This is a genomic window from Corynebacterium sp. HMSC075D04, from assembly GCF_001815635.1.
In the GTDB taxonomy this organism is placed as follows: Bacteria; Actinomycetota; Actinomycetes; order Mycobacteriales; family Mycobacteriaceae; genus Corynebacterium; species Corynebacterium coyleae.
The window spans coordinates 1-12,426 of the sequence record NZ_KV821312.1 but is presented as its reverse complement, the minus strand read 5'-3'; the positions used below and the strand labels follow the sequence as shown (position 1 = coordinate 12,426).

The window sequence follows — 12,426 nt, the reverse complement described above, 5'->3', positions numbered from 1 at the left end:
CGATAGCAGACACACATTTTGTCGCTTAACCCTTTCCTCCTTTCTAAACCCTCTTGCTATCGACCTCGATCGTGAGTACATTGTGAGTACATCGCTTTAAGGAGTTTGAAATGGCAGTCAAAGACCGGCGCTTGAACTTGCGTACATCCGCACACCAAGAGGAGTTTTTCCGCAGGGCCGCTGAGGTGACAAACACTTCGGTGTCACAGTTTGTGCTCGACAGTGCCGTGGAGCGCGCATTGATGGTACTTGCTGATCAGCGACTTTTTGTGTTGGGCGAAGAAGGTTTCTCTCGTGTTGAGGAACTTCTCGACCAGCCGGCCGACTTCTCCAAGCTTGGCAAACTTTTCGCTGAGGAGACTCCATTTGGCAAGGAGTTTCAATTTGGCGACTGACGGTGTGCTTCAGCCGCCTCGGAAACTTGTTAAGGCGGATGATCGCTCGAGTTTTCATTGTGGGGAGGTGTCGCTCGATGTGTGGTTTCGCCGCTACGCCATGCAGAATCAACGGGCACACAACTGTGTTGTTTACGTTTCCAAGTGGAATGACCGCGTCGCTGGGTACTATGCGGTCTGTACGGGTGGGATGGTTGCTGGAGCCGCGCCAGAAGCGTTTGCCAAGGGGCGTCCCGATCCGATCCCAGTGTTAATTCTCGCGCGGTTGGCGGTAGATGTGAATGCGCAGGGGAAAGGAGTTGGGAAAGCGCTGCTGAGAGACGCTCTAGCGCGGTGCTTCACTGTGGCTGGAGAAATTGGAGCCGCGGCAGTGGTTGTACACGCGTTGGATGAACACGCGAAACGGTTCTACATGCAGTACGCAGAATTTCAGGAGATGCCGGAGCAACCGTTACATCTCTTGCTACCGATTAGAGGCATCAAACAGTTTATGACCCAGCCCGCAACCGCCTAAAACACCAACTGGTCCAGGAAGCGTTGCGCGCGCTCTGACTTCGGGGCGGCGAAGAACTCCTCGGGCGGGGCGATCTCGACGATTCGGCCAGCGTCCATGAACGCGATGCGGTCGGCAACCGCGCGGGCGAACGCCATTTCGTGGGTGACCACGATCATCGTCATGCCGTCCCGGGCGAGGCCAACCACCACGTCGAGGACTTCGCGGACGATTTCGGGGTCGAGGGAGGCGGTGATTTCGTCGAGAAGCAATGCCTTCGGCTGCATCATGAGCGCACGCACGATGGCCACGCGCTGCTTCTGGCCGCCGGAAAGTTCGCGCGGGCGAGCGTCCGCCTTGGCGGCAAGCCCTACGCGTTCGAGCAGCGCCACCGCCCGCGAGCGGGCCTCGTCCTTGTCCGCGCCCTTGACCACCTTCGGTGCGAGCAGCAGGTTCTCCATCACGGTCAGGTGGGGGAACAGGTCGTAGGACTGGAACACCATGCCAACGTCGGAACGCACGTCCTTGAGCTTGGTCGAGGAGGCGGTCACGTCGCGGCCGTTGACCAGGATCTGGCCGGAATCCACCGGCTCCAACCCGTTGACTGTGCGCAGCAGCGTGGACTTGCCGCAGCCGGACGGGCCGATGATGGTGAGGACTTCGCCGGGGTTGACGGACAGGGTGACGTCGTTAAGCGCCTTGTGCCCGTTGGGGTACGTCTTGGAGACATGCTCGAGCGAGATAAGCGACATCTAGCTCCACCTTTCTTCCAGCTTGCGCGCGGCGAGCGAGATGGGAAAACAGACGAGAAAACACAGCAGGAACACCACGCCGTAGATCCACAGGGCGGCGGACGGGTATTCGAAACGGTTGGCGTCGATGATTTGCTGCGCCACCTTGAGCACCTCCACCACGCCAATCAGCGCGACGAGCGAGGTGGTCATGATCATGCGGTTGGTCAGGTTGATCGTCGCGGGGATCAGACCGCGCAGCGCTTGCGGCAGCACAACGTGACGATAAAGCGCGCGCCCCTCAATGCCCAGCGCCGCCGCGGAGAGGTACTGGTGGCGCGGCACCGACTCGATAGCGGCGCGCACCAAATCACCCAGCTCAGCTGTGCCCCACAGCGTGAACACAATCACCGCCGCCACCCGCGCATCCAGGTTCAGCCCCCACGCGCGCGTGGCGTCGAAGTACACCAGAAACAGCAGCACCAACTGCGGCATGATGCGCACAAACTGCAGGTAGGTCTGGGTGATCACGCGAACAATTTTGCTTGGCGACGACATCACCACCCCCAACAGCGTCCCCAACACAATCGACAAGCCCATCGACGCGAGCGCGATCTGGATGGACACGCCAAGGCCCATGAGGAGGCGCTGGAAGTTGTTGCCGTCGGCGAGGACTTGGAGATCAGAAAACATTCGCGCGCACCTTCTTCTCCACACGTCCCGCGATGAGCGAAACCGGCAGCAAAATGATCAGGTAGAACGTGACCAAAAGCAGCAACGCCTCGCGCGTTTCGTAGGTCTGGCCGATCTGCTCCTTGGCGGTGTAGACCAAATCCGGCAGTGCCACGATGCTGACCACCGAGGTCTCCTTGATCAGGAAGATGATGTTCGCCGTAATCGCCGGCAGCGCAAGCGCCGTGGCCTGCGGCGCGACAACGTGACGCAGCGCCTGCATCCGCGACATACCCAGGCTTAAACTGGACTGCAACTGAATCGGGGCGACCCCCTCCAGGCCAGCGCGGATCGCCTCCGCCATGTACGAGCCACCCAGGAAGGCCAAGCCCACCACGGCGCAGGTCTCGCTCTCCAGCACGACGCCCATCTTGGGCAGGCCGAAGTACAGGAAGAACAATTGCACCAGCAGGGGAGTGTTGCGCGAGAGCTCGATGTACACCCGCGCGATCTGGCTCAGCACGGGCACCTTGAAAAACCGCACCCCGGCCACCAGCGCGCCAACGATAAAGGCGAGCACAATGCCTTTGGCGGCAACCCTCACCGTGAGGACTGCCGCCGAAGCATAAACCGGGATGTTCTCGGTAATGACCGAAACGTCCATGAGTTAGAGCTGGCCGCCCTCAACGACCAGGTCGTCCGCGGAAACCGCGTCGCCGTACATCGGCTTCAGGGTCTTCTCGTATGCGTTGTGGAAGAAGTTCTCCTTGCCGAGATCGACGAGTTCGTTGTTCATCCATTCGCGCAGGTCGTCGTTACCCTTCGCCACCGCGCCCGCGATGGTGTCCGTCTCACCCAGCGTCGGGATCGTCGCGGAGAAACCATCGGTCTTACCGGCCCATGCGAGAGCCTCCGTGTTGTCGGTGACCCAGGCGTCGCCGCGGCCGTCGAGAAGCGCGTTCGTCGCCTCGGTGTACTGCTCAAACTTGGTCAGCTTGATCTCCGGGTGGTTCTTCTCCAGGTACGCCTCCGCGGTCGTGCCCTTAACGACGATCACGTTCTTGCCCTCAAGCCCCTCCACGCTATCGATCGGCGCATTGTCCGGGGTAACCGCACCCAACGACACCTTCATGTACGGGTTGGCGTAATCCACCTTCTCCTGGCGCTCCGGGGTCACCGTGAAGTTAGCCAGGATGATGTCGACCTTGTTCGTGTCCAGGAACTCCACACGCGAGGCAGCCTCCACCGGCACATACTCGACGTTTACGCCCAGGTCCTCGCCCAAACGATTGCCGTACTCGATGTCGTAACCGGCGAACTCGCCGTTCGAATCGACGTAGCCGAACGGGGACTTATCCGAGAACACGCCGATCTTCACCGAACCGGCCTCCTGGATCGTGGCCACGTCGCGGAAACCCGCTGCCGGCTCCGCGCCGTTCGTGGCGTCGGTATCGCCGGACTCCGCGGAGCAGGCGGTGAGGGTAATGGCGGCGAGGACCACGGCGGCGCTGGCTGCGAGGCCCTTGCGGGTGTTGCGGGACGGGAAGAGTGACATGACAGTGAACTTTCTTTTGTAAAACTACGGCGGCGGATACCGCTTGGTTCAGTAAAAGTACACCAGTCTGTCTAGTTTTGTGAACTGGGGTGTTCGCTTTGTATTCATGCGGCGCGTTTCGGCTGCTAGAAGTCGTTACCAGGAATTCGTTGGTGCGGGGTTGAAGTGGCACGAACGACATCCCGGTAACGACATTTGCGAGGGAGGTACGGTGCAGCCGATTGGTCGGCATCGCTGCATGGCAGTCGAGTTTGGTCTGTACGCAGAGGCGCTAGTGGGTCATAATTGAAGCCGAAGGCTCGAATTGAGGAAGGAGGCGCAAGTGGATCAGTTTTATACCTATGAACGCTTTGCACAATGGGTGCAATGTGAACTTGCTGCCGAGAATGATTCCTCTTTTGTGGTGCGTGTGCTGAAGCGTGTTGTGTCAGAGATCCGGGATATTAAAGATCACAAGGAGTTCATAGCGGCGCACCGTGAACCGGATACGACCGGAGATGCAGATTGGGATCGTGTCATTCGAGCTGCTGCTGAGATGACGTACTCCGAACGCTTCCCTGGGGAGAGCCCTGGATGGTCTGTTGAGATTTCCGAACCTCCTGAGGCCTGGTTCTATCCGACGAGTCGTCCTTCTCGGTTCGTTTTCAACCTTGAACGGACTCCGATCTCCTTCCGTAAAAGAAGTATCTGCTTGGGTGAGGGAAATCTACGAACGGCGAAGGATCACGATCGCCCGTGGATCTAACCTGAACGGCAGGGCCGTTCCGCTGCTAGATGTCGTTACCTGGATGTCGTTAGTGCGGCCTGGAAGGAAGCGCGCGAACCACGCGGGAGGGGAAGGGAAGAAAGGGCCCACGCCGACCACCCCCTACCGCGGCTCGACGGGGTTGCCTTGCCAGACGGTGTTGGTGGGGACGGAGTCGCCACGCATGACCAGCGAACCGGGGCCCACGGTGGCGCCGGCGCCGATAACGGAGCCCGGTAGGGAGACGGAGTGGGCGCCGAGGGTGGCAGATGCCTCGATGGTGACGGTGTCCAACGACATCACGCGGTCCTGGAACAGGTGCGTTTGCACGACGGTGCCCGGCCCGACGGTGGCGCCGGCGCCCACGGAACACAGGTCGGTTTCGGGGAACCAGTAGGACTCCACCCACGCGCCGGGCCCAATTTTCACGCCCAGGGCCCGTAGCGCGAGATTCATTTCGCCGGAGCCGGTGGCCCAGTTGAAGAACCAGGGTGCGGCGATGACTTCAATGAACTGGTCTTGTAGTTCGTTGAACCACACGAACCACGAGTACAGCGGGTGTTCGCCGGCGCGGTGTTTGCCCACGAGGACCCACTTCGCCACCACGGCGGAGGCCACCGCGACCACGCCGACACCCATCCAGGTAAGTCCACCGAGCAGGTACGTCCACCAGCCGATGCGCTCAAGCAACGTCACCACGCAAGCCGCGAAGAGGGCTGCCAGCACCGCCTGAGTCATGGGGGCTAAAAGGCGCATCGTCTCGACGACACCACGCCTGCGCATCAACCCCTTCGTCGGTTCGTACGTCGCCTCACCTGCGGCTTCGACCTCCACGCGGCGCATGCGTTCGGGCGGGGATCCCCACCAGTTCGAGTGCGCCTTGGACTTCTTCGGGCTTGCGGACAGCACGGCCACCAGGGAGTGTTTGGCCAGTTTGCGGCCCGGGGCGACCATGCCGGAGTTGCCCACGAACGACCGCTTACCCACGACGGCGTGGTCCGTCCGGATCCAACCTCCGCCGATTTCGTAGCCGCCGGCGAGGGTGTCGTCGGCAAGAAATGCGCCTTCGCGGACTTCGGTGAGTTTCGGCACCATGACCGCGGTGGACACTTCTGTGTGCTCGCCGATGTCGGCGCCGAGCAGGCGCAGCCAGACGGGGGTGGCGGCGCCGGCGTAGATGGGGAAGTAGCGGGTACGGGCGTCGTCCATGAGGCGGGTGACGGTCCATAGGCTCCAGCCGCGAAGCGACCGGACGGGGAACACGCCGGGTTGGACACCAAGTTGCGCGAGGCGCACGCCGGACCAGGTCAGGGTGAGTCCGAGGCCGATGTAGACCACGCCGCCGACAGGCGCGAAGACCAGCAGGCCCCACACGGAGCGGGTCTCAAACACCCGCGCCAGGCCGAGCGTGGCCGCCGCACCACCCAGCACCGCCAGCGCGGGCAGCACCGACAGGACCAGCGAGGTCAGGCCGTACGCAAGCGCCCACATGGGCCGGCGCGGCGGGCGTTCGTTGGGGAAGCGGTGCTTGGACCGGCCCTTTTTCCGCGCAGGCGAGCCGGCCCAGCGGGCGTGCTTCTTCACCGGTTTGTCGCCGGTGACGGTGGAGCCGGCCTCCACGTGGGCGCCCTCGCGGATCTCGGTGCCGGGCATGAGCGTGGAGCGCGCACCCACGCGGGCGTCGGGGCCGATGACCACGGTGCCGACGTGCAGTTCGTCGCCGTCGAGCCAATACCCGCCGAGGTCCACGCCAGGTTCGATGGCGGCGCCCTCGCCAATGGTGGCCAGGCCGGTCACCGGCGCGAACGCGTGCATATCTACGTCCTTGCCCACCGTGTTGCCCAACAGTCGGGCGGTGATCTTGGCGGCGTTCGCACTCGCGATGTTCATCGCGCCGGAGGCAGCCAGCCACCGCTCCGCGGCCCACAGCCGCAAATGCTGCGAACCGCCGCGCGGGTACACGCCGGGCGCGATCCGGCCCCGGATCGCACGCGCCCCGAGCGCGCCGATTGGGATCCGCCCCAACGGCGTGCACAGCACCGCAAACGCCACCGCGAGCCAGGTCCACGACAGCGTGGTCAGGCCCAGCACATTTGCGACGATCGCCACCCACGTCACCGCCGCCGACGCCTTCAGCGTCATCACCGGCACCATGAGCAGCGTCTGCGCCAGCCGGGTCGCGCCGGTCACAGGAGCCACAGAACGTTCGCGGGTGGAGGTTTTGGTGGTGTGGGTGAGGTCGTCGATAAGCGATGCAAGCGTTTCCAACCTGGGATGGTCGTAGAGGTCGCGCACCGCGATGGTGGGCACGCGCTCGCGCAGACGCGCGATGAGCGAGGCGGCAGCTAGCGACGACCCACCTAACTCAAAGAAATCCGCATCCTTGCCCGGCACGTCCAGGCCGAGCACCGCCACCCATGCTTCAGCGACCCACTGCTCGGTCGGCGTCATGCCGACCGCATCCACGCTGGCGGGCAGCGGCCACGGCAGGGCTTTCTTGTCCACCTTGCCGGAGGTGCGGATCGGTAGTTCGTCCATCACGTGGATGCGCGGCACGAGCGCGGCCGGCATGACCTCGGCGAGGCGCTCGCGCATCTGCTGCACGTCCAACGAAACGCCGTCGTCGGGGGAGACATAGCCGACGAGCACCTTGTCGCCTGCGGGCAGCGTTTGTACGGCGACGGCGGAGTTATACACGCCGTCGAGCGCGGCCACGTTGGCCTCCACTTCGCCGAGCTCGATGCGGCGCCCGCCGATTTTCACCTGGTCGTCGGCGCGGCCGATAAACGCCAGGCCATCCTCGGTGAGTCGCACGTGGTCGCCGGTGCGGTACGCGCGCTCCCAATCACCCATGGGGGCGTACTTCTCCGCGTCTTTCTCCGGGTCGAGGTAGCGCGCGAGGCCCACGCCGCCGATGATCAACTCACCTGCTTCTCCCTCGCCGTCGCTTGCGATGGCGAGGTCCCAACCGTCCAGCGGCCAACCGATAGTCACGGGCTTGCCGGGGAAGAGCCGGGTTGCGCTGGCCACCACGGTGGCTTCAGTAGGGCCGTAGGTGTTCCACATCTCGCGGCCGTCGGCAAGGCGGTCAGTCAGTTCCTGGGAGCAGGCCTCGCCGCCCACAATGAGCAGGCGAATGTTGTCCAGGGCCTCCTTCGGCCACAGTCCGGCGAGCGTGGGCACGGTGGAGACGACCGTGATGTCGCGACGGATCAGCCACGGGCCCAAATCCTGACCCGAGCGCACCAGCGCGCGCGGGGCCGGCACCAAACACGCCCCGTGGCGCCAGGCCAGCCACATCTCCTCGCACGACGCGTCGAACGCCACCGACAGGCCCGCAAGCACGCGGTCGTCGGGCCCGAGCGGTTCGTCCTGGCAGAACAGGCGCGCCTCCGCATCCACGAAGGCGGCGGCCGAGCGGTGGGTCACCGCTACGCCTTTTGGTTTGCCGGTGGAGCCGGAGGTGAAGATGATCCAGCAGTCGTCGTCGGGGGTGACTGTCGCAAGCGCGCCCGAAGCACCACCAAAACCACCAACCGGCGCCTTCACCATCCGCAGGCCCGCGTCGGTCCAGATGGCGTCCACGTCCGCTTCGGTGAACACGGTTTCGGCGCGCTCGTCTGGGTCGTCGGCGTCGACGGGGACGTAGGCGCAGCCGGCGCGCATCGTCGACAAGATTGCGAGGTAGAGCTCGCGGGTGCCGGACGTCATCCGGATGCCGACGCGGCCCCGGTACGGCACACCCTGGGTGCGCATGGCGGTGGCGCGTTGGTCGATTTCTTCGACGAGTTCGGCGTACGTGATTACTTCGCCGTCGTCGATGGCCGCCGCGCCGGGGTGGGCTTCGGCGGAGGCGAAAAGGACATCAATAAGTGTCCGCTCCGGCGGGGCGAGGTGGCTGCGCAGGAGCGGATTGGGAAGGGGCTCGGCTTGAACCATGCGGATTAGGTTAGACCTATCCGGGGCGCATCGCTCGACTACACGGCGACTACACGGCTATTCCGTCTCGAGCGCTTGCGACAGCTTCTTCAGGTTCTTCAGCTGCTTCTGGGACGACGCTTCGAGTGCGCGCTCCTCGGCTGCAACCACGTCGTCGCCAAGTTTGGCCAGCGCCTTCGTGCCCTTCTTGGTCGCGGCGACGATCTGGCGGCGACGGTCTTTCGGGTCGCGGTCGCGGGTGACCCAGCCGAGTTTCTCCAGCGAGTCGATGAGCCGCACCATGTCGGAGGCGTCGATGATCAGCAGCTCGGACAGTTGGCGCTGCGACATTGGAGCGACGTCCACGCAGGACAGCACCCAGTACTCGCGCATGGTGGTGTCGTGCTTGGCCAGGGTGCGTTCGACTTCGTCCTTGGTGTGCCTGCGCACGCGTTCGATCTGGAAGTGGGGAGACTTCAGAAGAGCAGAGGGCAGTTCAGGAAGCGTCGACATACCCCCACCATACTTCCCTGCGGCGTCCCAATGGTTGGGACGGCCTAATTTTCGTGCGGCAAACCTTGTTCGACCCAGGCGGTGGTGCCGCCCGCGACGTTGTAAATGCCGTCCCAGCCGAGGGCTTGCTCGAGGTATTCGCCGGCCTGTGCGCTGCGGCCGCCGCCCTTGCAGATCAGGTAGATGTCCTGATCCGGGTCGATTTCGCTGTAGCGTGCCACGAACTCGGACAGCGGAATGTTCTTGGCGCCGGTTGCGCGGACGGCGGCGTATTCGTCGGCCTCGCGGACGTCGATAAGTTGCGCGCCTGCAGGGACTTCAGTGACTTGGACATTCTCCATGGCTCGTATGATAGCGCCCGTGACGTCCACTCCTCGCTGGGTTTATCATGTGCGCCGCATTGTCGCGCTGCTCATCGTTGTGTTCGTCGTGCGCATATTGCTTTTCGACGACACCACGCCTTCCCCCGAAACCCCCACCACGGAAGAGACGTCGTCGGAGACGTCGGTTCGTCGAGAAGCAGCTGCGCAGATTCCAGCGGGACGGCCGGTGGAGATGGTTGTGCCGGTGTTGGGGATGCGCGCCGGGTTTGAGGCCGAGGATTGCCGGGTGGTCGATGGCGCGATCGATCCGAAGAGCCTGGATAAGGCGTGTGCGCTGACGGGGGAGGGGTACCCGTACGCGCTGCCTGGCACGGATGCGAAGGATCTTGTGGTCATCGCGGGTCACACGGGTGCGGGGGTGAGCGCGGTGTTTAACAAGCTTTACGACGGCACCACCGAGCACCACAACGTTGCCGTCGGCGACTACCTCTACGTGCGCACCGAAACCTCCGGGCAGGACTGGCTGGTCTACCGCGCGACCGATCTGCACGATCCTGACAAGAAGTCGCTTGCCTCCAACCCGGAGATCTGGGGTGACGGGCCGATGCCTGGCCGGCTGCTGACCATCAGTTGTGTGCAGCCGTCGAACCTGCTGGCCAACTCGGTGCGCAATGCGGTGGTGGGGTGGCAGCTCGAGGGCACCGCCACTGACGACGAGGTGGAAACCGTCTTCCAGCCACGTTGATTTCTGGTGCGTTGTCGCGCCCGTTTGTCAAATTGTGACAAAAGTTTCTCGTGTGACTGGTGTAAAAACTGTCAAGACACTGTAGACTTCAAGTTGAACTTTAGACTTTCTCAACTTCAGGAGACCACAATGAACCGCCTTCTCGCCGCAGCCGCCGCTGGCGCTCTCGCCCTGGCCGCCCTGCCGATGACAAACGCCAACGCGCAGGACCTGCCCAAGGAAACCAAGGACGCGCGCGGCGAAACCTACTTCCTCAACGAGGAAGGCACCCACTACGTGCCTGACGCGCAGGAGGCGCTCAAGCCGTTCGCGCAGCTCGACTCTGCACAGCAGGAGAAGGCAGTTGCAATTGTCGACGCCGCCGTGGCCGGCCTCATCGACACCGGCGTCATCCGCGACGCCCAGACTTCTGTGCAGGCACCGGCACCCGCTCCCGCCCCGGAGCTCTCTGAAGAGGAGAAGGCTGAGGCGCAGTCTGGCGGCGAGGCTACCCAGGCCCCGGCTGAGAAGCCGCTTGGCGCCGACAACGTCGACCCGGCCAACCCGGACCCGGTTGCCAACGGCTTGGTCAAGTTCCCGCCAGTGGCCACCCTGGACGGCGTGACCTACTTCCTGAACAAAAACGGCCACACCTTCGTCGCCGATGTCCTGCGCGTGAACTCGGATGTCACGCCGGAGGAGATTGCGTTGAGTGATGGGCTCGTCGCAAAGTTTGCTGGCGAAATCGCGCGCCAGGGTATCGAGGCCGCTCGCGCTGCCGGCGACCTGAACGTCGACGTCGCCCCGGCTGCCCCGTACGCTGCCGAGCGTGGCGGCGCTGAAACCGTTGACGCAGCCGCCGCCGACACCGCCGCGACCGCCCAGCGCGGCCTCGCCGCCGAGACCGGCTCCAACACCCTCGTGCGCGCACTGTTCGCGCTGCTGCTCGCATCTGTGCTGGGTACCGGCGTATACGCCTTCGCGCGCCGTCGCCTTATCTAGGACACCCGACTTGATTTACGGCTGAGAATGATGTTCTCTTAGTTCGTGAATTATAGACATCTGATCGCCACCGCCTGTGCATCCGCTGTGATCGCAGGCGGTGTCGTAGCTCCTGCAACCGCCCATGCTCACGTCGACATCGACCCACTCAGCCGTGAGTGCAAGGAAGCCACTGCAGCTGCGAAGAGGGGCGCGCCGATCCCGCACATGGACCGCTTCGTGTTTAGCGACAACGAAAACGCCCTCGTCGAAAACACCCTGTACCTTTACGCGCCGGACCGACTGAAGCCGCACATCAACCGCGCCACCGAAGAATGGGTCAAGGCCACCAATGGCCTCGTGCGTTTCGAGTACGTGGACAAACCCGGCTACAAAGTCGTCACCGTCCAGGAGGCTAACCTCGGCGGCTCTGTAGGTCGCGTCACCGGCAACGTGCACAACATGAGGGTGCAGATTAACCCCGACACGATCCGTGGAGGACACGAACCGAGCATCACCATGACCCTCGCCCACGAGATCGGCCACGCCATGGGCCTTGCCCACTCGTGCGACGGTGCGCTGATGAAGGTGGGCAACAACCGTGGCAAGTCCGCGACTACCCCGCAGGCCCTGGACGCGCAGGTGCTCATCCAGCACAACAACCTTAAGCAGTACGGCGGCCGCCCGCCGAAGCCGAGCACGACTGCTGCGCCTGCCCCTGAGCCAACGACCTCGAAGCCTGCTCCTGTGCCGGTTGAGCCAACGACGTCTGAGCCCGCACCTGTGGTTCCGCAGCCGTCCACGCCTGAGCCGTCCACGCCTGAGGTCAGCACCGTCGTTACGACGGTCCCGGCCACAACGACCACCGAGGAACCGACCACCGAGACCACGGTGATCGAAACTGTCGTGGTTGAGGAACCCACCTCTGCGGAGCCGACCCCCGAGGAGACCACCCAGGTCGCTCCCGTCGAGGAACTCCCGAAGCCGACCACCCTGAAGGAAGCGTTGGATGCGGTGAAGGAAGCGGAGCGTAACTACATTGCCGCGGATGCTGCTGCTACCGCAGCGAAGGAAAAGGGTGAAGGTGTCGACGAAGCCGAGGCAGCTGCGGAGGCCGCCTGGCACGTCTTGCGGGCTGCCCAGAACAATCTTGAGGAGTTCAAGGCGCAGTACCCGGATGCCACGCTCGAGCCGGAGGAGCCAGTAACACCTCCGGCAACGCCTACGACCAAACCCGAACTCGAGCCGAAGCCAACAACCAAGGCTGAGGTGACGACGCAGCGTCCCACCCCGACCACGAAGCCAACCCCGACTACGAAGGCTTCGGTGACCGCGCCGTCCACGACGACCACGAAGGCGACCTCGACTAAGAAGGC

The 12,426-nt window shown here is 63.6% G+C and carries 12 protein-coding genes and 1 pseudogene; 6 read left to right on the top strand and 7 right to left on the bottom strand.

Annotated features, from left to right (window positions below; genetic code table 11):
• Positions 1–110: 110 nt before the first annotated feature.
• Both HMPREF3048_RS02800 and HMPREF3048_RS02795 read left to right on the top strand, forming a co-directional pair.
• Positions 111–395: a type II toxin-antitoxin system TacA family antitoxin gene (locus HMPREF3048_RS02800; RefSeq protein WP_070422461.1), complete on the top strand. Its 285-nt coding sequence runs from the start codon at positions 111–113 to the stop codon at positions 393–395.
• Positions 385–909 (top strand): GNAT family N-acetyltransferase, encoded by a 525-nt coding sequence (locus tag HMPREF3048_RS02795; protein WP_070483483.1) that lies wholly within the window; start codon positions 385–387, stop codon positions 907–909. The genes HMPREF3048_RS02800 and HMPREF3048_RS02795 overlap by 11 nt, the downstream gene beginning before the upstream one ends.
• Here the strand turns inward: HMPREF3048_RS02795 and HMPREF3048_RS02790 are convergent.
• From HMPREF3048_RS02790 to HMPREF3048_RS02775, 4 genes are read right to left on the bottom strand one after another with little or no spacing between them, the layout of a single operon-like run.
• Positions 906–1,640: an amino acid ABC transporter ATP-binding protein gene (locus HMPREF3048_RS02790; protein WP_070771123.1), complete on the bottom strand. Its 735-nt coding sequence runs from the start codon at positions 1,638–1,640 to the stop codon at positions 906–908. The two genes, HMPREF3048_RS02795 and HMPREF3048_RS02790, sit on opposite strands and share 4 nt — an antisense overlap.
• Positions 1,641–2,312, bottom strand: coding sequence for an amino acid ABC transporter permease (locus tag HMPREF3048_RS02785; RefSeq protein ID WP_070771122.1), 672 nt, complete (start codon positions 2,310–2,312; stop codon positions 1,641–1,643).
• Positions 2,302–2,955, bottom strand: a complete 654-nt coding sequence (locus HMPREF3048_RS02780) for an amino acid ABC transporter permease (RefSeq protein ID WP_070771121.1) — start codon at positions 2,953–2,955, stop codon at positions 2,302–2,304. Before HMPREF3048_RS02780 ends, HMPREF3048_RS02785 begins: the two co-directional genes overlap by 11 nt.
• A 3-nt stretch (positions 2,956–2,958) precedes the next feature.
• Positions 2,959–3,846 carry a transporter substrate-binding domain-containing protein gene (locus tag HMPREF3048_RS02775; RefSeq protein ID WP_070771120.1) on the bottom strand — a complete coding sequence of 296 codons (888 nt, stop codon included), beginning with the start codon at positions 3,844–3,846 and terminating at the stop codon, positions 2,959–2,961.
• 322 nt (positions 3,847–4,168) lie between these two features.
• Here HMPREF3048_RS02775 and HMPREF3048_RS12020 point away from each other — a divergent pair, with 322 nt between their 5' ends.
• Positions 4,169–4,591: a hypothetical protein gene (locus HMPREF3048_RS12020; protein WP_101740970.1), complete on the top strand. Its 423-nt coding sequence runs from the start codon at positions 4,169–4,171 to the stop codon at positions 4,589–4,591.
• 123 nt (positions 4,592–4,714) lie between these two features.
• Here the strand turns inward: HMPREF3048_RS12020 and HMPREF3048_RS02770 are convergent, their stop codons facing one another.
• Genes HMPREF3048_RS02770 through HMPREF3048_RS02760 form a run of 3 tightly spaced genes read right to left on the bottom strand, consistent with a single transcriptional unit; the run spans position 4,715 to position 9,363 of the window.
• Positions 4,715–8,530: a Pls/PosA family non-ribosomal peptide synthetase gene (locus tag HMPREF3048_RS02770; RefSeq protein WP_070771119.1), complete on the bottom strand. Its 3,816-nt coding sequence runs from the start codon at positions 8,528–8,530 to the stop codon at positions 4,715–4,717.
• Positions 8,531–8,587: 57 nt separating this feature from the next.
• Positions 8,588–9,022, bottom strand: coding sequence for a MarR family winged helix-turn-helix transcriptional regulator (locus tag HMPREF3048_RS02765; protein ID WP_070422469.1), 435 nt, complete (start codon positions 9,020–9,022; stop codon positions 8,588–8,590).
• Between the two features lie 44 nt (positions 9,023–9,066).
• Positions 9,067–9,363, bottom strand: a complete 297-nt coding sequence (locus HMPREF3048_RS02760; protein WP_070422470.1) for a rhodanese-like domain-containing protein — start codon at positions 9,361–9,363, stop codon at positions 9,067–9,069.
• 19 nt (positions 9,364–9,382) lie between these two features.
• On the opposite strand from HMPREF3048_RS02760, the gene HMPREF3048_RS02755 reads away from it, so the two are divergent.
• From HMPREF3048_RS02755 to HMPREF3048_RS02745, 3 genes and pseudogenes are all read left to right on the top strand, one after another.
• The gene (locus HMPREF3048_RS02755) at positions 9,383–10,090 is read left to right on the top strand and encodes a sortase family protein (protein ID WP_246815330.1); all 708 of its coding nucleotides are present in this window, start codon (positions 9,383–9,385) and stop codon (positions 10,088–10,090) included.
• 129 nt (positions 10,091–10,219) lie between these two features.
• Positions 10,220–11,071 carry a hypothetical protein gene (locus HMPREF3048_RS02750; RefSeq protein WP_070569197.1) on the top strand — a complete coding sequence of 284 codons (852 nt, stop codon included), beginning with the start codon at positions 10,220–10,222 and terminating at the stop codon, positions 11,069–11,071.
• A gap of 45 nt (positions 11,072–11,116) precedes the next feature.
• Positions 11,117–12,426, top strand: a pseudogene (locus HMPREF3048_RS02745) (hypothetical protein); the annotation flags it as partial.